Below are 23,929 nucleotides of genomic sequence, written 5' to 3' on the forward strand. Positions count from 1 at the left end.
TAAGATTTACTTCATAGTGATGGTTTTTCCTTTTATTTCGTAATTAACTTCGTTGGTGTTCTGAATGATTTTTAATATTTGGTCCAGTTTTAGGTTTTTTCTAAAGATGCCATTGAAGGTCAACTTTTTAATACTTTTATTTTCAAAGGCTACATCAACGTCATACCAGCGAGAAAGCACTTTCATAATATCTTCTAACGATTGGTTCTTGAAGCTGAAAAGTCCATCTTTCCATGATATTTCATTGTATACATCTACCGCAGAAACGACTAGTTTATTTGTGCTACGGTCGATTTTTGATTGATGGCCGGGAGTAAGGTTCTTTGAATCATGTCCGTTTTTAACCAAGACCTTGCCTTCTACTAAAGTTGTGGATATATGGTCATCGTCATCATAGGCCTTAATGTTGAACTCCGTGCCCAAAACTTCTATTTTCTGGCCTTCGGTTTTTATGATAAAGTGAGAACCATTGTGTTCTGTACTCGGGGACACATCAAAATAGGCTTCGCCATGTACCAATTCTATTTCTCTGGGTTTGTTAGCGGCAAAGGCTACAGGATATTTTATTTGTGTTCCAGAGTTGACCCATACTTTGGTTCCATCGTTAAGAATTAGGAAAAATTGGCCTCCTCTAGGGATAGTAAGTGTATTTTTACCTGTGATTTTCTCTGGAGATCTATTTTTATTGTAGACTAACTGTTCCCCATTACTTGACGCTTTGTTAGTTTCAAAACTTTTCCCTCTCTCTAAAAGTACTTCTGATCCGTCTTCTAAGGTAAGTGTGGCTTTATCCGAACCAATATGATCCTGTTTTTTATGGATTACGGTTGATTTTATGGGAGGCGTTGTTCGGATATTTTCGGTATTCCAATACCAAGTAAGGATGGTTGAAAAAAGTAAGACGATGGCAGCTGCATATTTATAAGAAGAATAACGCTTTTCTTTTATCTTGGCAGAAACATTGGTCCATCCTTTTTTAACATCGACTATATCAGCTCCTTTTGAATAATTATTTTTGACCCTATCAAAGTAGTTTCGATGAACTTCGGATTCATTGTGCCACGCTTCGAAAATTTTACTTTCCTCTGCGGTTAGGGTGTTGTTAATTTTCTTTATTATGAGTTTGAAATCCATTGATGTTTGATTGCTTATACTTGTAAGACAATCAAATTCTCAAAATGGGTGACAAAAAAATGCAAAAAATTAAATTATACTACAGATATATATATGGATATGATGTTTTAAAGAAGTTTTTCTAAAGAAATAATAATAGAACTGTTATAGAGGCGGTAAGTTCACCTAATTTGGCCTTGGCCCTTTTTAATTGGGTCTTTACAGTATTTATGGAAACATTTAATTCCTCGGCTATTTCTTTATAGCGATAATTGTCTCTAAAACGTAGTTCAACGATAGAACGCATTCTCAGAGGTAAATTCTCTATGATACATAAAGCTTGTTGATTCCGAATTTCCTTTTCTTGTTCAGTGAACCAATCTGGTTCTTGATCAAATGCAAACGAAATTTGTCTGTCTAAAATATTAGAATTATCGGTAATTTTTAATTTTTTTAACCTATTCAAACATTTATTTCGCACCATAGCGTACAAATAGGCTTTTAGGTTTGTTTTAAGGACAATCTTATTTGATTTCTCCCAAAGTCGCACAAAAATTTCTTGTACTACATCTTCACTGGAAGCCATATCAAACAAATAACCATTTGCATACGTAACCAAATCATGGTACATATCATCAAATAACCTTTTAAAGACAAAGTGGTTTTTGTTCTGTATTTCCGTTAAGAAGTTATCTAGGTCCAAATTGATAATTAAATGAGTTAGCCTAAAACTTGGTTGTGGGTTTTGCCATCATCTTTAATAATACCATTGTTTGAGTTGAACTAGCATATTTTTTAATCGATGCCGTGTAAAAAAAAAACGATAAAGTCGCTGCTATTCTATAGGGTTCAAAATTTTATCGTCTATGGAATAAAATTGTAACAATGAGTCAAAGGATTGAATTTTGTTTCAATGACATATCAAGTATACATAATAACCTAATAAAGTGTATCCTGTACTGTACTGCATGGTTGGCCATGAGGGTGTAAAACAAAAAACATACAGGAGCTGTTAAATCAACGGGCCCTGTAGGTTTTTCCTTTTACGTCTTTACCATTTGTAGGAAGGACAAGAATAGGTTTGTAAAGGCAATTTTTTAAACCATGTTGTTCCCAAAAAAGTGATGAAAATATTTCTCAGTTATGGGTAAGTCTAGGTGTTTGAACGACTCCTTTGCCCTCTTCAAAACCGAAATAATCAATTGCATGATTCCTATCACTCAGTTTTAAATTCCATTTTTTTAAATAATAGTCCCTATGCTTAAAAGTTTCATCACCTATTTCTTGAAGGTTTTTTTTGAGTTTAGCATCCAATTCTATATGAAGATTTTGAAAATTATCATTGTTAATGAGGTTATTCATTTGGTATGGGTCTTGAATATTATCAAAAAGCATTGTGGCATTATCCAGTGTGCGAGCATAGGTATATTGCTTTGTTCGGATAGCCCTATACTCTTGATAAATGTATTCATCAGCAATAGGACAGACGCTCATAACCAAGGCGGTTCGATCAATCTCAGGGTTTGGGGACTTTATTAAGGATGAAAGATTTTGTCCTTCAATAGTTGATGGTATATCAATTTCAGATAGGCCTAAAAGAGAAGGAAGAATATCGGGGGTATTTATCGGGGCATTTATAATAGCTCCCCTATTTTTACCAATAGAAGGATAACTGACCAAAAATGGAACTTTAATAGACTCATCCCATGCCAATTGTTTGGCAAAAGGCCTAGCTCCATGGGATCCCATCATTTCACCATGGTCGGCCGAGAAGACTATAATGGTGTTTTCCCATATATCCAATTCTTTAATTTTATTAAGAATACTACCAATGGCCTCGTCAGAAACTGTGCATTGGGCATAATAACCCTGTAATTCTTTTAGGGCTGCGTTTTTCCATTCTTCAGGTACGTTGGGTGCAAGCGTTAATTCAGGTTTGGGGTATAAATCTTTATATTTTTGAGGGGCATTGTTATGGGGGAAATGTGGGGTTGCTATAGAGACAAATAAAAGAAGGGGATTGTCTTTTTTAGTCTGCTCTGCCATATAATTGTTTGCCTCATCTGCAATGGCAAATGGAGAAAAGCCATCCCAGTATTTCATCTGCGCATCTAGGTTTTCGTAATAGGGCATCTTGGTATAATTGTGGGAACACTCCAAGGCCTTCCAATAATCAAAACCCTGTCGTCTTTCCGGGGCCACGTTATTCAACCTTCCATGACCGTCTAAATGCCATTTTCCTAGGTATCCTGTATCATAGCCTGCAGTTTTGAAAATCTCTGCCATGCAGATTTCTTCTTCGGGTAAATGAAGATCGTTTAGAAACATACCCGTCGACCGGTCATCAAAGCGGCTCTATGTGGGGTACAAACTGGGGCAATAGATACTGCATTGGTAAAATTGACAGCCTTTTTGGAGAACTTATCTAGGTTTGGTGTTTTTACATCTGGGTTTCCTGCGTAACCAAGAGCGGAAGCCCTCCATTGGTCAGTTAAAATGTAAACTACGTTTGGTTTTTTTGTCTTATTCTTTTCCTGTGAACGCAAGGTTGGTGGGAAAAAAATAACAATAGATAATAACAAAATCGTAATATTCATTACTAAGTTTTTAATTTTTAATAAGTTGTACGGGTCCTAACAGGCCAGACGATAATGGTTCCTTGAATTTAAAAGAACGCATTGCGGCTTCTGTGGTAAATGTATATCTGCCAGTAGTAAATTCTTTCTCCCCCAGTAATCCGTTATTGAATTTTACCTTACGCACATTGGCATCTGGTGCTTGCTGGTCTCCCAATAAACGGTTAATCCAACGGTTGCCGACTTCAATCTCCAATTCGTTGGCACCTTCTCGTAAGGAACTGGAAACCTCAATTCTCCATGGGGCGCACCAAACAACACCTAAGTCTTTGCCATTGAGCTTGACTCGTGCAATATCGTTAACCTTTCCGAGGTCTATAAAATATTTTTTATCATCAATTCCTTCCATCTCAAAGGTCTTTTTATAGGTGGCAATGCCAGAATAATACTTTATGCCCCTATTCTCATGGGATGTCCAATCTTGAAGCTCATTAAATACAATGTTCTCAGGTCCTCCATATTTGGTGTCAAAGGCAACTTGCCAAGAACCTTCCAAAGTCATGAGGTTGGTTAATTTTTCAAAATTACCAGCATTACTGGTGGTAATTTTCTTGCCATTGCTATTTTTGGAGAACGTTATAAAGAAGCTCTCATAAGGAAAGAATTCCATAGGAATTATGGTCAAACCATTTTCTATTGAATAATCTGTTATCATTCGTGTCTCACCTGTGGTAGGTATCCAAAGTTCAGGAGTCCCCTCTGCACGAAATGAACATTTGGTAGTTTGGAAAACATCCTTTCGGTTAGCAACAAAGTAGATGTCTTGGTCGTCCGTTTTGCGATGACCAAATCGAATATGGTCATTGGAAGATGAGAAATCTTCTGTTATATTCATCTGCCCTAGAAGTTCAGTAGTATTCAGGTAGCTAGGATATAGCTCATCGGCATTAAGGTCAGTTAGATTTCCGCCCCAATAGACCATTCCTTCCCCGAACTTACGGTCTTGTCTTTCGTTAGGTATTTGCATGGATCCCCAAAGATTTTGTGCCATCAATTTTACTTCATCGTCGCTCTCTGGGTAATTGGTGAGACTTGGTGATTTTATTGGGGGAGTACCAATTATTTTTGCACCCTGTTCAACCAAGGAAGTAATTTTTTTGAGTAAGGCCGGTGTCATTGATTGAAAGTTGGGCAAGACCATAATTTCATAGGAAGAGGCATCGGGAAAGACTATTTTTCCATTCTCCACTAAGGCTTTATCCATCAACATTTTTGGAGAACAGCCGTCAAAACCATATCCTTTCTTGTCCGGAATGGCCCCATTTTCTTCTAGGGCATCAGTAGGGGGGGTAAAGACCATTGGAGCACCTTCTGGTGTGAGATATAGAATGTCCGAAACCGCCTGACCTTGTTGCATCATATGCGAAGAACGATTAATGTACTTATGGTAAGCCTGTACCATCGGCCACCAGGTCTGGCCTCTGTCCCAGTGTACACCGTATTGTCCCATTGTCATTCCTGGACGGTATTCATCACCTAATGGCTTGTGGGCAAAAGTATGATAGATAAAGCGATTGACACCTAAAGCCAAAGCCCAATCACTTTGGTCCTTCATAGACCAAGGGTATTCTTGCCAAGCCTGTTTGTTGCTAGAGGTGAATACTTCTGCTCCTACTATAGGTCGTCCGGTTATATGAGAAATGGAAGTGGCTTCTAAAACTGCGTACCAAGTGACGTACCCGAAACGTTTGCTCCAAAATTCAGCCATGATAACATCGGCAATGGCACCTAGGTCTAAGTCACCTGCCGGGTTCATATCATAGGGTTCAATGGTTAATTCCAAACCGTTTCTATGCGCATATTTCTTGGCAAATTCAACATGGTTTTCCAAAACCAGTTCCTTACAGGTTTGACGTAAATCCCATAAGAATCGTTCCGTAATCTCCGTACTTTTTACCGTTCGTCCGGTATAGGTTAGAAAATAGGGTTCAGGGTCGTAGCCTCTACGTTTTATAAACTCTTCAACAATGCCTTCGGTCCAATTTTGGGCCCCACTTTCCCAACTATCCATGTGAAAACCTGTCCAACCGGAATCTTCTTTTCTAGGAGCTGTTTTTTCTAGTAATATATCCGTATAGTTTGCCAGATGATTTTTAAAGGCAACAGAATCCATTTTATTACTTTCGAGACCAATGACAGGTTCAGGAGAAGGACGGGTGCTTGCTCCCGTTACTCTCTTTCCCATACGGATAATGGTCCAATCTCCTTTAGGAGCTTTCCAGACAAGCTTCCCGTTCGGTTCCATAAACGAGGTTATATTGATAACATCGGCATGATCCAGGATTTTACCACCATCTAAATTTGAACCACCGATAGGGTCTGGCAGGAAGGGTTTTACATTTGGTTTTGAAGAATAAGGGTCACGTTCATAAAGCGCTTTTTCGTTTATATCCTTAATCGTTGGTTTTACGGAGTTGGGAATCGCATAAACTGCAAAATCCTCGTAATATGGGTCTTTCAGGTTGTGCCATTGCGTACTTCTCTGTTCGGGTATAGGAAGCTTTACTTTTATTTTTTTGTTTCCTTTAACTTCTGTTTCGCTATACACCAAATGTTTCATAGACTCCTCTGGTGTGACCCAAGGACCACCGCTGCCGCACCATCCTGGTCCTGCACCTAACAAAATTTTAATCCCTAATCTTTCGGCCTCCCTAACCGCATGTGCATAGAGGTCTTGCCATTCGGTACTCATGAAATCTACAGGGCCGCGGGGCACTCCGATTCCGACTTCAAGAAATATCAGGTTACTTATGCCAGCTTCTTTCATTGATTCGAGGTCTTTCGTCATTTCTTCACGAGAGAGGTTCCCATCCATAAAATACCAATAGACTCCAGGGGCGGATGTAGAAGGCGGATTTTTAAAATCTTCTTTTAGAGATAATTTCTTATTGTTTTGTTGACCGAAAAAGAAAGTAGCATACAACATAAAGCATACTACGGTTAATGGTTGTATTCTGGAAATAATGGTATTCATTGTAATCACTATTTTATTCTAAGATTTTTCTATAAATATTGACTTGTTGTTGGTAGGGAATTACTGCTTTTATAGCTTGTTTTTTAGTTTGATTTGAGTCTACTTCAAATGGTACGTAAATAGTTTCCATAGCCCAGTAGGGCAACGGAAATTAGAATCACAAAAATGCCTGTGCCTACCGTGATTTTTGCCCTACTTCCCGTCTCCTTCCATTCTTTTAGTACAATACCCCAAATATTACCTACCAATATAATACAAGACATATGCAGCACCCATCCTGTAGCTCCATTTCCCAATTTACTTTCGCCCATGCCATAGAAGAAGAATTGCAGGAACCAGGTTGTTCCGGCCAGAGCGCATAACAAATAGTTTTTTCGCAAGGGTTTTTTTAAGTCTGAATAATCGCCAAAGCTTTTATTTCTAATATTAAGTGAGATGCACCAAATTAGATTTAAGGTAAGGCCACCCCATAACAGTACCACAAAGGTGGCGTTGTTCTGAAATAACGGATTCATACCGGCCGCAACGGCCGATTCGGACAAAGACTGACCGGCCTCGATACCAAAATTAAAACAAGAACTTAAAATTCCCGAGCATAGACCAATAGCCAACCCTTTGAATAAGTTAAACTCGTTATTGGTCTTTGATTGCTCTTTTTGGGGTAACTGTTTTTCCTTCATCATACCCGCTTTTCCGCAGATAGCAATTCCTAGTAAACAAATTAAAATGCCCAATAAAATGACTTGCCCCCATGTAGAGGAAATTAGTTCGTTAAAAGTGGTCTTTCCTTCTATAGGGAAAAAGTCGTAATAAATTGTTGGGACAAGGGCACCAAATACGGCGGAAAAACCGAGTATTACGGTATTTCCCAGTGATAGTCCCAAATAACGAATACCAAGGCCATAGGTCAATCCGCCAATACCCCACAACAATCCAAACAAAATGATATACCCCAATGTAGCTGGGGGCATATTCCAAATTAACTCCCAGAAACCGGGCAGGGTCAACCACGCCGTGATAGGGGGTATTATAAGCCAAGAAAAGAGTCCGCCCACAAGCCAATAGGTTTCCCAATTCCAACGCTCCACTTTTTTATATGGCATGTAAAAACTTCCTGCCGCCACCCCTCCGATTAGATGAAAAAATACTCCTAATACTGTTTGCATGTTTTACGATTTATTAGTGTTTGTCCTCAGCAAATTTTAATACACTCAATATTTAAAAGTAAGGCGAGTTTTTTTATTTTCGATGCGATATGTCCCACACCCACGGCACAATGGTGCGCTGGTCCATGGCTGTTCCATTGTTGCACAAAATTTCGGGCACCAATAGAAAATTTATAGCGGCTATTGGTATTTCCTATCTCCAATATAGGCCCGGCCACCGATTCTCCTTCGGCAATTAAGAACAAAAGACTTCCTTTGCCATCCTCAACAACGGAAAGGAGTGTTATCGGACCATTTTTGACTGTCATTTCTATAGAGAGCCCTTGACCTACTTTTCCGTGGTAGACCTCAAGAGGCTTTACCCTGGTCTTACCTTGGGCAATGGCAATATGTCCAGGACCGTCGTGTCCCATAAGAACCACATCTTCCTTAAAATCCAATGCGTAATATTCAGTAAAAGAACCGCCTGCACCAAAACAATCCATAATTTTCATGGCTTGTGCATTCTTAATTTCATATTCGCCGGCTACAGGAATACCATTTCCTGTAAGTAGGGAAGTTCCTAGAATGATAGAGCTGAGCGTATCGTAATTATCGGAACCTTCGATGCCTTTATAGTAGTAGGCCATAGAACCCAAATTGTATTTATTGACCAATGTATCTAATGCAACTGATGTTCTCGCGGCCCTTCTTATTTCACTTTCTAAACAATCGCGTTGAATATCGAAAGCCTCGTAAAAGGTTTGTATTTTATCTTCGATGGATTTGCTCGATACATTATGGCGCAATGCTGATAGTTCATCTACTTCAATAAGTTCTATATGTCCCCCAAATACGGAATATTGAGTAGTTAAATCGGTATAGATGTCTAACATACCACTGTAGTAATGGCCCATGCATCCTAATTTGTTGTTGGATATGGAGTGTGATACGAATGCGGCATCTACCCACTCTTGGACTTCATTCCAGGTTTTATCGTCATTTTCTAAAATACCGACAACTTCGTGAAATTGAATACCTACTCTTTTAAAAACATTTGCGATTTCCGGAGCGGGACACGAAGAGCAATACGCTAACCATTCACCGGTCATATCTTTTCTGGTCTTCAACTGGTTGAAAGCGTTATAATCAATGGCATCGACCGGGGTTAGGTTTAATATGATTACAGGTACTTTTGCCTTTTGTACCACTGGTAAAACAGTAGAGGATAAAGCGTAAGTGCTTATATATAGAAAAATAAGGTCTACACTTTCTTGCTTAAATTTAATGCCGGCCTCAAAGGCGCTAGAGCTATTATCTATAAGTCCAAAGTTGATAATGTCGTGGCCTGATTTTTTTAGTTGATTTTCTACGATTGAATTATATTTTTCTAGGCGTTCTTTAAGACCATTAAACTGATCCCAATAGGTATCCAACCCGATTGCGAAGAGGCCTATCTTTAATTCTGGAGTCATAAATGTTTGGTTTTGATCGAATTGAATAAGCTTTTAATTTTATTCTTTGTTTAATTTAATTCATTTAGAATAAGCTTCATTCAAGCCTTATAATGATGTTATTTTTAAAAAATCAAACCCTTTCCAATTTTATGGGATAGGCGTTATTGGCATTCCATTGGCACACATATAGATTGTCATCATTGTCGATACAGACATCGTGACAGTGATAAAAAACAGGCTCTTGCTGCATCATTCTTTGTAATTTTCCATTGTTATAGTTGGGAGCCGTGCCACCAGGATTTGAAACAACCTTATTGTTTATATCTAAAATGGTGACAAAACCAGAATTAGGATTGGTCCGTGTAGGGTGCGTATCCATGTTTCCCTCAATAAAATCAATTTTTGAAGACCAGCATACCCCCGCATATAGGTTTTGATGGTGTATAACAGGACGACAAACGAAAGCACCGGGAAGATTAATTTCCTCTAAATAATTACCGTCTAGAGTAAATCGTTTAAAAGAATTGCTCGCGCGTGAAGTAATAAGTAGGGTGGGGGAGTGTTTATTCCTGTAATCGATACAAATACCATGAGCGGTTTGGAATTGGTCTTTGTCGGTGCCACGACCATTTCCTATTTTACGAATGAATTCTCCGTCTTTGGTAAATTGTAGTATATACTGGGATCCGTAGCCATCTGCAATATAAATATCACCATTAGGGCCAATTGCGGTTTCGGTTGGTTTAAAAGGATCCTCTTTTTTATAGGCTCCATATTCGGAGGGATGGCCTAACAACATTAACTCTCTACCGTCTAAGTTAGTTTTTGCCATAGATCCATCGGTGTCGCAAATAAAAAGAAAATCTTCTTCACCGTCGTTCCATAAGGAAAGACCGTGTCCTCCCTTGTAGCGTATACCCCATGAGTCTAGTAATTTTCCGGACTTATCATAAACCAATACATTATTGTGTGTGTCGTCCCCAACCATAATTAAACGGTTCTTAGAATCCATAACCATTTCGTGACAATTATTTACCGGGGTTTTGCTTGGGTCTAGATTGCCCCACTCTTTATGTACTTTGTATCGGAAATCACCATGACCTATAACTGTTTCGGTTAGTTTAGGTTTAGACGGGTTGATGTAGAAATGAGGAACGACAAGAATACCTGCGGTAGCTTTGGCTGTCTTGCTCAAAAAAGTCCTTCGATTTGTTTTTGTTTTTTTCATGAAATAAGCGAATTGGTGTTAGAGGTACCTTAGAGATTTATTTTGCTGACTCTATTTGAATATTTTCTGGTTGATATGGTTTAAGTGCTAAAAGAAACATGGGCCATTGGGCCCATGCCTCAAAAAAACCAACTCAACTCATATTTTAGGATTTTTTATTAATTGGATTGCCGAACAAATCTAAAATTGGTTTACCATGTCCGTCAGGTGTGGTATAAAATGGTCTGCCTTCTATAGTGTAGTGTGTTTCCGGGTGCATGCCTAAAGAGTGATATATAGATTGGTGTACTTGATCTATTACCACAGGGTTTTCTATAGAGGAACATGGTCTTTCATCTGCTGTTTTTCCGTACACTAGCCCTTTTTCAATTCCACCGCCCCACATAAGTATAGAGCTCCCGTCCGTAAAATGCCTGTGCATGCCATAAAACTTTTCATCTTCGATTATATCAGGTTGCTTTACTTGATCCTGTACTTGTTCTCCAGGTCTACCTTCCATAATTGCATCACGACTAAATTCACTTGCCAAAATAATGAGGGTTCGGTCTAAGTGGCCACTTTCATCTAGGTCTTTTATCAATTGCGCAATTGGCCTATCCACTAATTTTTTCATTTTTTCTGTACGTGTATGGCCATTTTCGTGCGTATCCCACCCTAGAAAAGGTTCATACTCAGTAGAGACACTAATAAACCTACCCCCATTCATAGCCAGCCTTTTCGCTAAGAGGCATCCCAAACCAAATCTGCCCGTGTTGTAGGTATCGTAAACTTCTTTTGGTTCTTCTGAAAGGTCAAATACTTTTGCTTCTGGAGAGTTCAGTAAACGATAGGAAGACTCCATAGAACGCATTAGTGATTCACGTTGATAATCGCTACCATCTTCCATGATGCTGCTTTTGTTGGCTAACTCTTTATAAAGTTTATAACGAGCCTCAAATCTTTTTAAGGACATACCTTGTGGAGGTCTAACGCTATCTAACCCAGTTGAAGGGTCTGGTATTAGAAATGGACCAAATTCACTTCCTAAAAAACCAGCTGAATGAAAAGCTTTCAACTCTTCGGCCTCTCCCATCGTAAAGCGTTGTCCCATAGAAATGAAAGGAGGGATGACGGGATTTACGGGGCCTAATTCCTTTGCTATCCACGCACCTATATGTGGGGCCTGTACAGATTGTGGAGGTTCATAACAAGTGTGCCAATGGTATTGATGTCGTGTATGTAAAATATGACCAAGATCAGCTGATTTATAGGATCGAATAATTGCGCCTTTATCCATTACTTCTGCAATAGATTCAAGTCCTTCTGAAAAATCCAGCCCGTCAACTGCTGTTGGTATTTTAGGAAAAGTACTGAGTATCCTTTTACTTTCAACACCCTTGTTATATGGTACGTATGTCTTGGGATCAAAAGTTTCGGTATGGGCCATACCTCCTGCCATCCATAGTAAAATAACGGTGTCTGCAGTAGAGGTAATTTTAGGAACCTGGTTTGTACAAGAACTTAAAAAGCTTGCTAAAGGTATAGATGTGGCCGATGCGGCCAAGCTTGCAGCTGTCATTTTTTTAATAAAATCCCTACGTGCATTTTGTTTATCCATAATCAATTTAATTTATGAATTGGAATTCCGGTAAAATCAGTGTAGACCAAAACAAGTCCTGTAATTTTTCTTTGCTGGGGTCGTTACCCAATGCAGAAACCATTATTCCGAATTCTTGATCGGTTGGTTTTCTGCCCATGGCGTGTAAATAGAGTTCATTCACGATTATGCTACTGTCTTTGTTGTATTTTTCAAGCCAAATTTTTGCACCTTCTCCCAAGACGTTGTTGAAAAACTCCCCATTGGTGAGTTCTAAAGCTTGCAATAGTGTGGCTTGTTCGTCTCTTGAGGTAGTAACGTTTTCCCTGCTAGGTCTGCCAAGGGCTTTCATGAACGGGTGTTGTTCGACAAGGCTTGCCCTGGCGAATTTACCGTTACGCTTCTTAAATGTGAAATCTATTAAATTGCCCCAATTTGAATCTCCGTAATTACGTACAGCTTCCCACTTACTATCGTTATAATCGGAACTGGTCCAATTTTTTTCTGGTTTATCGGAGGTGCTTTTCCAGGTATTATCAGAATTGATGATGGTCTCGTCACCATTGGTGTAAACAATCTTTAGGGAGAAGAGTATTCCAGCAGGGTTTGCAATCTTACCCTCGTTGATGCCTTCAATAGCAATTGTATTCTTTCCGCTTTTTAAAGTTTTTTGAATACTTAGTTTATCTACTTGTGCCCAATCTGAACCTTGAGCCAATTTCGAATCATTTATATAAAGGGTATAAGAGTGGTCTACTGAGATTAAGACTGTTGCACTTTCTATAGATGTATGGGGTAGTGTAAATTCTTTTCTGAAATACCTTTTCCCCGGTTCGGGAAGAACGACCCTGTCAAACTTCATTTCTTTATGCCAAATGCGGGAGGAAGGTAGTTCATTGCCTTCAGGATTATAGGCTACCGAGGTGTATACTGGTTTTATGAGTTGGCTAACTGCATCGGAAAACTGTTCGGCACTCATGCGTTTGAGTATAGGCCCTTTAAATTGATATGCTGATTTGATGTCATCACTATTTTTGTAATTGACCGTTGACAGCTGGTATGCCTTTGACATCATGATTTGTTTGATAAGATGCTTAAGGTTGTAATTCGAGTCTATAAAATCAGATGCTAACCAATCTAGTAAATTGGCATCCCATGGTTCATTATCCATTTCGTCTAAGGGTTCTATAATACCCCTGCCCATTAACTGTTCCCAAAACCTATTGGTTATCGTGCGGTACAGTCTCCCGTTCTCTGGTTTCACCATTACTTCGGAAAGCTTAAACAACCTTTCTTTAACGCTTTCTGCTTCAACGCTACCTAATTCCGGATAAAGGAAATTTACCGAAGCCATTTTTCCAATGGGTTTGTCACAACGGTTCAACTCGAGGACAGAGTCTGCAAAAATTGAAGCAAAACCATAAGACTGTTCAAGGGTAAGGTTGCTTACAAAGCTATTATGACATGAAGCACATTTTACATTGACTCCCAGTAAGGATTGACCAATATTTTGGGCAGCCTGCATTTCTGTTCGTTGGCTGGCATTGACTACACCTCTCCATTGAATTCCTTTTATAAATCCCTCGGAGACCTGTGTAGGGTTAACGAGTTCTTTTACCATTTGGTCATAGCTCTTATTGTTTAACAACGAGGTATACAACCAATCGGTAATTTGTTTTCTTCCTCCTGTTATAAATCCGGTTCCACTGTAATCGTTTCGCAAAAGATCGTTCCAGAAACTCAACCAATGTTGGGTGTAGTTGTGAGAATTGTTTAATAAGGTATCAATTAGAGCTTCTCTTTTGTTTGAATTTGTGTCCTGGATAAATTCGGCAACTGTTTTTGGAGTTGGAAGTAATCCAATTATATCTAAATGTGCACGTCGTACAAAGGTTCTGTCATCTACAACTTGGGGCCATACTATGTGGTGATCATTAAAGTAGGAGTCTATTAATTTGTCAACGGGATTAATTTCGCTCGACTCAGGTAATTTTGGCATTTTAAGGGATAATTCTGCTTCGGGAAAAACTTTTAGCGTCTGATCTGACCAGTGAGCCCCATTTTTAATCCATAATTTTATCAATGAAATTTCATTGTCCTTGAGAACCTTACCCTTTTTTGGCATAACTTCATCATCATTCGGGGAAAGTGAAATTCGTCGGTACAGTTCACTTTTTAAAGGATTTCCATCTTCAATGACTTTCCCTGAATCTCCGCCCGCAAAAATACCTTCTTTACTATCCAATACCAGATTTCCTTTTTGTTTGTTCGCATTATGACATTGGTAACAGTTATGGGCTAAAATAGACCTGACTTCTAAATTTAATTTGTCAAGTTGTTCTATGGTTAAAGAATCGGATTCTTTTAAATCGGCCAGCAATGCTAGACCCTTGGTATTGTCATAACCTTCATTGTTCCCTGGTAAAATACTGGTAAGATAATCTTCTCCATGCGTAAGGTTCGCCCCTAAATGACCGGCTATGGTCAGCACAACAATGGTCAATGTAAGCGAAGTCCTGTAGAGACGAAAATCAGAAATTCTCCCTTTTAAGGTAGCCCTTAATATCAGAATAGTGATACTTGCCAAGATTGCAGTAGCAACACCCGTATATTGATGATTGTCTACTAAATCTCCACTGTAGTCCTCTTGTGTTCGTAAAATCCAACCGAAAAAAGCTGAAAAAATAGAGAATAGGGCTCCCACATAAATCATCCAGTAGGTTCCTGTGCGAAGTCCTTTTCTTTTTCCTCCCACAGTTGACATTTCAAAAAGAAATGCGACTACCAATAACCCAATAGGAAAATGCACCAATAAAGGGTGCAATCTTCCTAATAGTTGAAGTATCCAATTAAAATCTTCCATAGTTGACTTGCTTATTATTGTTTAGGCTGCATATGTATGTTCCGCGTTTTTTTTTGATACAATAAGGTACTGAAATAAGGAAGACTGAAAAGATGTTATTTATTATTGTCTTAATAACCTTCGTTCTGTTTTAAATTTGGGTTGACCAACAATTCCCTTTCCGGTAATGGAAATAAAATTTCGTGGGCTTCAAACTTATAGTCTCCTGGAGAAAATCCGATTTGGCCTCTTGAGGTAGTGGGGTTAGCTCGTTCATTTTCACCATGGGCATTTAAGAACGTCACTAATTCGGAGGGGGTAAACGTGCGTTTCAAATCAAACCAACGATGGTTTTCAAAGGCCAGTTCAATTCGTCGTTCATGACGTAGGGCGTCCTTGAGCTGGTCTTGAGAAAGCCCACTAACGGGGTCTAATCCTGCCCTTTCACGAACTTGGTTCAAATAGCCTAAAGATTCGTTGGTCGGACCTGACGTTTCATTTATTGCTTCGGCCAACATCAATATTACATCGGCATAGCGAAACACCGGCCAATTGTCGTCTGGGCGACCTTGAACAGAGTGGGTATGATGAAATTTTTCAATGAACGGAATAGCTACAAATACACCTTCATTGTTTGTGTAACCTTCGCTTAAGGATGCGTCTTTGCGCAAGTCGCCCTCTTCATAAGAGTTGATCAAATCAAGAGTGGGAATATTCCATCCATTGCCGTCAACACCTGGAAAACCAGTAACAGCACCTTGCGAAAATAATGGGTAAAAATTATAGATAAATCCACTAGATTCCCCTAAGTCATTATCTCCCTGAAATTGCACCTCAAATATGGATTCTTGGTGATTTTTGTTGTTCGGATCAAATATGTCGGCATAATTGGGTAATAATGAATAAATGCCTAAATCCATTACTTCTTCTAAAGCAGTCTGTGCTTTTACATAATCTTGTTGGGTTAAAGAAACCTTAGCTTGCAACGTAAGTGCGGCACCTTTACATAGCCGGCCAGATTCTGAAGCGGACACTTCTTTTGGAAGGGCTGCTATAGAGAAGGCCAAATCACTTTCTATCAAAGCATAGATTTCAGAGATTGGGGAACGTGAATATTCAAAAGCTTCGGAGGGGTCTTGAATAGACTCTTCTACAATTATGGTATTCCCAAAATACTGAGAAAGAAGGAAATAGTAATAAGCTCTAAAAAACCTCGCCTCTGCTTCAAACCTTGATTTTGCACTTGCTTCAATCTCGGTTTCCGAAAGTTTGGACAATACGGTATTAATATTTCCCAAAGAATTATAAATACGTCTGTAAACGTCATATATTTTACCTGTGTTGGAATTGTATTGCCAATATTCGATTGATTCGATATTAGGTCCGTTTCCTCTATTTCCTTCGTTGAAGTGAACCGTTGTATTGTCTGTGATGAATTCTTGAAACAACCATTGGTCGGCTATCACGCCCTGTAGTTGGCTGTAAATACCTATTACTGCCTGGTGGACCTGTACCTCAGTATTATAGAATGTTTCTTCCCCAAGTTGCGTAGGGTTTTGTTTGTCAAGAAATTCATTACTACAAGCGCATATGGACAAAGCCAGTAGAGTCCCTATAAGTTTTGTTGGAAATTTCATGGGTATATTTATTTAGGTGATGTTAAAATGATAATGTTGCTCCTAGGGTAATAGTTCTAGGAACGGGATAGGCAGAATCGTCTCTTCCCGGGTTTATTCCTCCTGCCGTACTCACTTGAGGGTTACCACCTGGGAAATCTGAAAATAGATAAAGATTATCTGCATTGATATAGATTCTGGCATTGCTCAACAGGGCATCTTCATTTATAGGTAGTGTGTACCCAAGGGAAACACTCCTAACCCAAATATGGCTGGCATCATGAACGTAAAAGGAATTGGATTCACGTTCCCATTTCCAGAAATTACTTGTAGGTACTATCCCGTTTCCAGGATTTTGGGTAGAACGAAAACGCTCTTTGGCTCGCACATCAACATTAAAAACTCCATCAAGGTTAAGTGTAGTAGATTCTATATTTCTATAAACATCATAGTTTTCCGATCCGGTTAAAACTGCGTTAAAGTCAAAAGCTTTATAGTCTGCGCCTAGAGTAAATGACCATACGTACTCAGGATGGGGATTTCCTATTTCTACCCAATCCGTAGTGTCATATGAGATTTCTCCATCACCATTTGCATCAAAATATATGAATGAACCGGGAATGGCCCCGTCTTGAGTGGGAGAGGAATTAATTTGTTCTTCTGTTTGGAATACCCCCAAATTTTTGAAACCGTGCAACATTCCAATGGGGCGACCCACCTGAGATACGTTGGTAGTACCGTAAAACCCACCATTTCTTATTTCATCATTGTCTCCGTTTATTTCTAAAACCTTATTGTCGTTAAACGAAATATTAAAATTACCTCTCAATCTTAAGTTATCGGTAATTTGCTTTCGATAACCAAGAGCGAATTCTAAACCCGTATTCTGGACTTTGCCAATGTTGGTAAATGTGGTTTCAAATCCGGAGATAACAGGAATGTTCACCGGAAGTAACATGTTTTTAGTAGTTTTCTTATAGTACTCGGCGGTAAAAACCAGATTATTAAAAATTGTTAGGTCTAGGCCATAATTGTATTGATTGGATTCTTCCCATCCCAATTGTGGGTTGGCCAATGAGTTTAGTACTTTTCCAGGTTGGAAGGAATTTCCCAATATATAATTTTCAGAGGCTAATGTGGAAAGACTACGGTAGTTACCTATATTATTATTGCCCGTTACACCAAAGCTTGCTCGAAGTTTTAAATCGTTTAACCAATCAGTTTCTTTTAAAAAATATTCATCTGAAACTCGCCATCCTAATGAAACTGAAGGAAAATTACCCCATCTGTTATCAGATCCAAATCTGGAACTTCCTTCACGACGATAAGTGGCCGATACCAAATATTTGTCTTTATAAGCATAGTTCAAACGAGCAAAATAGGCAAGTAGACTCCAACTACTTTCGCCTGATTCAACACTAAAAACTTCGGCGTTTTGAAGAAATTGAACTTGGTCATCAGGAAATTTTTGGCCATCTCCATCAATGTTTCTTAGTGTGGCTTCTTGAGCAGTATAGCCTAAAAGTATATCTAAAGCATGATTATCTTGTATGACTTTTGAATAACTGAGTAACTGATCTGTTGACCAATTTACTTCTTCGGTGTAGGTTTCACTTAATATGGCATCTCTTGGTGGTGGACTATTAAAACCATTAGCAGCTAGGGTAGAAGGTCTAAAGCTATTTTCTCTAGAGCCAATTAACGAGGTGTTTACTAGAGACTTAAATTTAAAGTTTTTAAGAAAATCGAATTCAATAAAAGCATTTGAAAGAAGCCTGTTTATATGTCTTGTATTTTTTTCTTCATGTAATAGCTGAACAGGATTGGGAGATCCGAAAATTAGGTCTCCTTCGCCGCCATAACCTCCTATATAGTCATTAAAACTTCCGTCAGGGTTGTAAACTGGCTCTCGAGGATCAGCCCATAAGGCTCTTCCTACTACAAGGTTTCTACTGCCGTCATCAATAAACCGTTCGTTGGTTCTTGAGCCGGTAACGTTTAAACCAACCGTAATTTTGTCGGTAATTTTGGTATTTACGTTTGCTCTTACGTTAAAGCGCTCAAAATTGGTTTTAATTATAACTCCTTCTTGGTCCAAATACCCCATTGAGATGACTGATTTCGTTTTTTCACTACCAGAAGTAATGGTTAAATTATACTTTTTGAATAGTGCGGCATCATTGACTATTTCATCAAACCAGTCTGTAGATGTCGTATATTGTTCGGGCGTTCTAATTCTTAACGGTATTTCACTCTCTAAAGGTTCGCGTTCTTCATTTAGTATATATTTGTCTATCCAGCTTTCTTTCTGAAACTGACCGAATTCTTGTGCATTCAACATTTTTTCCCTCCGTGAATCGGGTACTTGTTGTAGGCCGGAGACTACGTCTAAAGTTACACTTGTTCGCCCCTCTTTACCCTGTTTGGTATTGATTAGAATAACGCCGTTAGACCCTCTTGCACCGTAAATGGCTGTAGAAGCGGCATCTTTTAGGACAGTCATGGATTCAATATCGGCAGGGTCAATACTAAGGCCAGTAGATGTTCCTACGGGAAAACCATCTATCACATACAGAGGTTTACTGTCTGCTCCTAAAGAACTTAATCCCCTAATTACAATATTAAGTTCTTGGCCTGGTCGGCCTGAAGTTTGCCCTACAATAACACCTGGAGCTTGCCCCAAGAGCAACCGGGAAGCATCTGTTGCAGGGACGTCTTTTACTTCTTTAAGGTCAACCACGGAAACAGCCGAAACAATGTCTCTTTTTCGTTTTGTACCATAGCCAACTACGACCACTTCTTCTAGTCCTGCAGCATTTTCTTCCAGAACAAGGTTTAGGGTACTTTTATCGTTTACGGCAATTTCTTTTGTAGAAAATCCAATATAGGACACAGACAAAACTGAGCTGTCGTTAGAAACGTTTATTGTGAAATTTCCATCAAAATCAGCGGTAACTCCGTTGGTTGTGCCTTTTTCAACAATATTGGCGCCAGGCAGGGGAGTGCCATCTGAAGAACTTACTACACCATTTATTTGCTTTTGTCCAAAGGAGCAGATACAGGTGAAGAGTGTTAGCAGCAGCAAAATTTTTAAATGCGACTTTTTTGTTTTCATAGGTTGATCATTTATTGGTTGGATAGTTTTTATTTTTTGATGCATTTGTTCTACACCTGCTACTGCTTAATTATTATGTGTTTGTATCATAAAATTTATTTTTTTTTAGTATTGAATCATTATGTTTTGTGTATTATGTAATATATTGTGGTTGTAATTGGGGTATTTGTCAAAATAAGATTATATATTTTATAATATCCATACACAAACTGGTTATCTTTTGTACTATTTGATATGAGAATTTTCAAAAAATACCTAACCCATAAATTAGAGGCAACTTCTGAGAATTTTGGAGTCCAAATATTGAATTTAGGCCATAATGTACACCCTCCAAATGTGCATTATCCTGAAGTAGATCATCCTGAAGGATATTATTTTGATTGGAATAAAGGAAGGTATTTAAAAGAGTATCAGATTATATACATTACTAAGGGTGAGGGAATTTTTGAAGCCAATGGACTTCCTCCTCAACAAATAGGTGCAGGTACTGTATTTCTTTTGTTTCCAGAGGTATGGCATAGGTTCCGGCCCAAAATTAGTACAGGATGGGAAGAGTATTGGGTTGGTTTTACAGGGGAATATGCAAAATATCTACTCGAACAAAAATGTTTTAGCCCAGAGAACCCTATAATAGATGTTTTTTTTATTCCTGAGTTTTTGGAAACTTTCTCAAATCTCATAGAGACTATAGAAACGGATAATGCCTTATTGAAGAAAATGTCTTCTTTTCACCTTATAAATTTGCTAGGAATTGCATATGCTTCCGTTTTGAAAAACAATAATGGTCTTTCGCATAAAAAGCAAACTATTCACGAAATGCAGAATGAAATTCACAGGCAGTGGAATCAAAATATTGATTTTGAACTTCTTTGTGATAAATTTAAAGTAAGCTATAGCTGGTTTAGAAAATCGTTCAAGGAGATTTTTGACACACCACCAAATCAATACCTCTTAATGCTGCGGCTCAGAAATGCTGCCCGTATTATTCAGGAAACTGATTTATCTATTTCTGAAGTGGCTTTTGAATGCGGTTTTCATTCGGAACATTATTTTTCTAGGGTTTTCAAACAAAAGATGAGATTAAATCCAACAGAGGTAAGAAAAGATAAAAAATCATAATTATCTTAATTAAACCTCTGCAATTCCTGTTTTGGTTACATTAGTTTTGTTCATGCAATTTAATTTTTGAACTAAATGTATAGGTCCCGGAACCGACCTCTATGATAGTTTCTTTTTCGTTTGAGTTTAATATTTTAACGGATTTATTTTTAGAGAGACTTTTATTCCCTTCTTTTATATCGGACAGTACCGATGTTGGAATATGAACTTTAGCTTTCGTATTAACTGGTATTTTTATGTTCATTAGAACCCTGTTACCTTTCCAGTTCCAAGCAGATGCTATGGTACCGTTAATACTTTTATAGCTACCCTCTATGAAATCCATTTCTTTGGTTATGGCGGGTTTTATAATAATATTCCGATATCCAGAATCTTCGGTATCGATTCCTACGGCATGTTGAAACATCCATTCTGCAACCGAACCGAAAGCGTAATGGCTAAAGGAGTTCATTTTGGCATTCAGGTCCGAATTTTCTGCATCGTCTTTGGTATAGCTGTTCCAGCGTTCCCATATAGATGTGCTTCCATTTTCAACGGAATAACCCCAGCTGGGGTACTCGGTCTGTTGGAACACTTTGTAGGAGATGTCATTATAGCCGTATTTCGACAAGGCCAGCATAACATGTTTGGTACCTAAAAAACCCGTAGAAAATTTATATCCGTTTTTTTCTATTTTTTCTGCTAGCCTAGCTGCTCCTTTTTTTGCTAGATTGTCCGGGTATAAATCAAAATACAAGGCTAGGGCATATGTAGTTTGGGTATCTTCCGTAGTACGTCCGTCGGCTAATATATATTTTTTAGCAAAGGTCTTTTTAATATTTTCAAATAGATTTCTGTATTTGACGGCATCTTCGGTTTTGCCCAGTGCTTCTGCCATTTCGGCCATTAGTTTGGCATCGTATCCATAAAATGAAGTACCTATGAAATCATGGCTCGTTTCTTCGTTAACGGCAAGCCAATCTCCCCAATTGTTGCCTCCGCCTGGCCGTAAATAATCTGTGCTAGCGTCTTCTTGGAACGCCATGAACTTTTGCATACCTTCATACATAAAATCTAGGGCACGGGTGTCATTATAGACTTTGTACATGTTATACGGAATAATAATACCAACGTCCATCCAAGCGGGTGCATATTGATTGGGTCTTGAATAAGGGAAAGGAGCAAAATTCGGATATGCTCCGTACCAACGTTGTGCATCATCAAGGTCTACCAAAAACTTGGTCATAAAAGCGGCCACATCTGAATTGTAGGTGGCGGAACGCATATAGATTTGCGCATCTCCCGTCCATCCTAGACGTTCATCCCTTTGTGGACAATCCGTAGGAATCTCAAAAAAATTGGCACTTTGTGTAGTGTTTATATTTTTGAACAGGGTATTGTTCATTGCATTGGATGAACTGAAGGTACTAGCACCAGTTTCAATAGAGCTTAAGACTAGCCCTGTAATGGCGTCTAAAGTAGGCTTTCCGGGGTATCCTGTTACTTCCACATACTGAAAGCCATGATAGGTGAATTTTGGTTGCCAAGTTTCTAGACCCTCACCTTTGAGAATATAAGTGTCGGTAGCCCTTGCCTTTCTCAGGTTTTCGGTCTGAATATGGCCATCGCTCTTTAAAATTTCTCCGAAACGCAATTTGACCTTTGTTCCTTTTGGACCTTTCACTTTGAGTTCGGCAATCCCGGCAATATTTTTTCCGAGATTAAAAACATAGGTTCCTGGGCCGGGTTCCGTAATTTCAATAGGTGTTAATTGCTCAACATTTTTAACTTTCGTACCTGGATGGGCTTCTAATTTTCCATTGGGGTAGGTGTATATTTTTGGATTTTTCCATCCGCTATCATCATAATTTGGAGTGTCCCAACCTGAATGTTCTAATCGAGCATCGTAAGTCTCTCCCATTATAATATCCGCTTCACGAATAGCTCCTTCATTTGATTTCCAAGAACGATCCGAAGCTATGATTTTGGTTGAGCCATCTTCGTATTCAATATGTATTTGTCCCATGAAAGAAGGGTTGACCCCGTAGAATTCCCTAACCTTATCCAAGCGTACCAAAAGAGCATATCCAATATAACCAGCGTACCATCCATCCGCAATAACCGCCCCAACTACGTTCTCGCCTTCTTGAAGTCTGTCCGTAATATCAAAAGTTTGATAGTATAGCCTTTTATTATAATCCGTCCATCCTGGTAAAAAATAATCATCTCCCACCTTGTTACCGTTTAATCTTAGTTCGTAAAGTCCTAGAGCGGTAGAGTAGACTGTTGCTTTTTTTATTTTTTTATTTATAGTAAAAGACTTTCTTAGATATCTAGCAGGTGGTAAATACAGACTATCATATTTATCGGTTTTGTCATAACCTACGTCGTGGCCAATAAAAAGCCCTTTCCAGTTTGAAAAATTTAAGAGTCCCATCGTCCAATAGGCAGGTGCGCTCCATTTTGAAGCAATTCTTGATTCATCCCATATCTTTACTTTCCAGTAATATTTAGAATCTGATTTTAAGGGAACTCCATCATATTCTATTTGATTGGTGTCGTTAGAATTTACTTTTCCGCTATCCCAAGTATCCGCTTCATTTTTTGTCAGTTTGTCTATGGAAGAAGCAACAATAATTTGATATGCAGATTGAGACCTATTTCGACCCTCTCCCTTTAAAATCCAACTAAATCTAGGATGTATTACATCAAGACCTGTAGGGTTTTTGTGATACTCTACTTTAGGTTCAACTATAGAAAGGAGATTTAATTTTGTGTCTTGAGCATGAATATAACCAGTATGTGTTAAAGTAATAAATAATACTGTGAGCAAAGTTTTCATGGTACACTTTTTTGTAGTTGGTGTTGTAAGATGTTTGACAATAATAATAGGATTTCGGTCTAAAAGTATCCTGTACTATACCGTACATTTCTATTGATTAATTAGGTGTTGTTTTCTTTGCAGTATTGTGCAGGATACTTAAATGCAATGCAGGTAATACTTTTATAAAATCAAAAAATATTACAAAATAAAATGATTCAAAAAGCATTTAAAATGAAACTATATTCAGGTAGAATAGAAGAATATACTAAAAGGCATAATCCAATTTGGCTTTAGAAAAGCTTGAT

Annotated in this window: 14 protein-coding genes; 1 reads left to right on the plus strand and 13 read right to left on the minus strand. The window is 38.5% G+C overall.

The window, feature by feature from the left end; translation table 11 throughout:
• Positions 1–6: 6 nt before the first annotated feature.
• The 12 genes from IWC72_RS12765 to IWC72_RS12820 form a co-directional block, all read right to left on the minus strand.
• The gene (locus tag IWC72_RS12765) at positions 7–1,134 is read right to left on the minus strand and encodes a FecR family protein (RefSeq protein WP_194526553.1); all 1,128 of its coding nucleotides are present in this window, start codon (positions 1,132–1,134) and stop codon (positions 7–9) included.
• 121 nt (positions 1,135–1,255) lie between these two features.
• Positions 1,256–1,816: an RNA polymerase sigma factor gene (locus tag IWC72_RS12770; RefSeq protein ID WP_194526554.1), complete on the minus strand. Its 561-nt coding sequence runs from the start codon at positions 1,814–1,816 to the stop codon at positions 1,256–1,258.
• Positions 1,817–2,250: 434 nt separating this feature from the next.
• Entirely contained in the window at positions 2,251–3,441 is a 1,191-nt protein-coding gene (locus IWC72_RS12775) for a sulfatase family protein (protein WP_262893481.1), read from the minus strand.
• Positions 3,432–3,710 carry a sulfatase-like hydrolase/transferase gene (locus IWC72_RS20395; RefSeq protein WP_194526556.1) on the minus strand — a complete coding sequence of 93 codons (279 nt, stop codon included), beginning with the start codon at positions 3,708–3,710 and terminating at the stop codon, positions 3,432–3,434. Before IWC72_RS20395 ends, IWC72_RS12775 begins: the two co-directional genes overlap by 10 nt.
• A gap of 10 nt (positions 3,711–3,720) precedes the next feature.
• On the minus strand, positions 3,721–6,723 hold the full coding sequence (locus IWC72_RS12785; protein WP_194526557.1) for a glycosyl hydrolase: 3,003 nt from the start codon (positions 6,721–6,723) through the stop codon (positions 3,721–3,723).
• A 104-nt stretch (positions 6,724–6,827) separates the two neighbouring features.
• Positions 6,828–7,889, minus strand: a complete 1,062-nt coding sequence (gene rhaT, locus IWC72_RS12790; RefSeq protein WP_194526558.1) for an L-rhamnose/proton symporter RhaT — start codon at positions 7,887–7,889, stop codon at positions 6,828–6,830.
• Positions 7,890–7,915: 26 nt separating this feature from the next.
• Entirely contained in the window at positions 7,916–9,343 is a 1,428-nt protein-coding gene (locus tag IWC72_RS12795; RefSeq protein WP_194526559.1) for an arabinose isomerase, read from the minus strand.
• Between the two features lie 112 nt (positions 9,344–9,455).
• Positions 9,456–10,520 (minus strand): 6-bladed beta-propeller, encoded by a 1,065-nt coding sequence (locus IWC72_RS12800; protein ID WP_226979557.1) that lies wholly within the window; start codon positions 10,518–10,520, stop codon positions 9,456–9,458.
• A 178-nt stretch (positions 10,521–10,698) separates the two neighbouring features.
• A complete protein-coding gene (locus IWC72_RS12805) occupies positions 10,699–12,150 on the minus strand; it encodes a DUF1501 domain-containing protein (protein WP_194526561.1) in 1,452 nt (483 codons plus the stop codon).
• Positions 12,151–12,157: 7 nt separating this feature from the next.
• A complete protein-coding gene (locus IWC72_RS12810; protein ID WP_194526562.1) occupies positions 12,158–14,992 on the minus strand; it encodes a DUF1549 domain-containing protein in 2,835 nt (944 codons plus the stop codon).
• Positions 14,993–15,102: 110 nt separating this feature from the next.
• Positions 15,103–16,608 (minus strand): RagB/SusD family nutrient uptake outer membrane protein, encoded by a 1,506-nt coding sequence (locus tag IWC72_RS12815; protein ID WP_194526563.1) that lies wholly within the window; start codon positions 16,606–16,608, stop codon positions 15,103–15,105.
• 22 nt (positions 16,609–16,630) lie between these two features.
• Positions 16,631–19,702 (minus strand): SusC/RagA family TonB-linked outer membrane protein, encoded by a 3,072-nt coding sequence (locus tag IWC72_RS12820; protein WP_194530012.1) that lies wholly within the window; start codon positions 19,700–19,702, stop codon positions 16,631–16,633.
• A gap of 234 nt (positions 19,703–19,936) precedes the next feature.
• Here IWC72_RS12820 and IWC72_RS12825 point away from each other — a divergent pair, with 234 nt between their 5' ends.
• Positions 19,937–20,821 carry an AraC family transcriptional regulator gene (locus IWC72_RS12825; protein WP_194526565.1) on the plus strand — a complete coding sequence of 295 codons (885 nt, stop codon included), beginning with the start codon at positions 19,937–19,939 and terminating at the stop codon, positions 20,819–20,821.
• Between the two features lie 40 nt (positions 20,822–20,861).
• On the opposite strand, the gene IWC72_RS12830 is transcribed toward IWC72_RS12825, so the two are convergent.
• A complete protein-coding gene (locus IWC72_RS12830) occupies positions 20,862–23,642 on the minus strand; it encodes an alpha-L-rhamnosidase (protein WP_194530013.1) in 2,781 nt (926 codons plus the stop codon).
• Positions 23,643–23,929 lie beyond the last annotated feature (287 nt).

Source organism: Zobellia roscoffensis (assembly GCF_015330165.1).
GTDB classification, from domain to species: Bacteria; Bacteroidota; Bacteroidia; order Flavobacteriales; family Flavobacteriaceae; genus Zobellia; species Zobellia roscoffensis.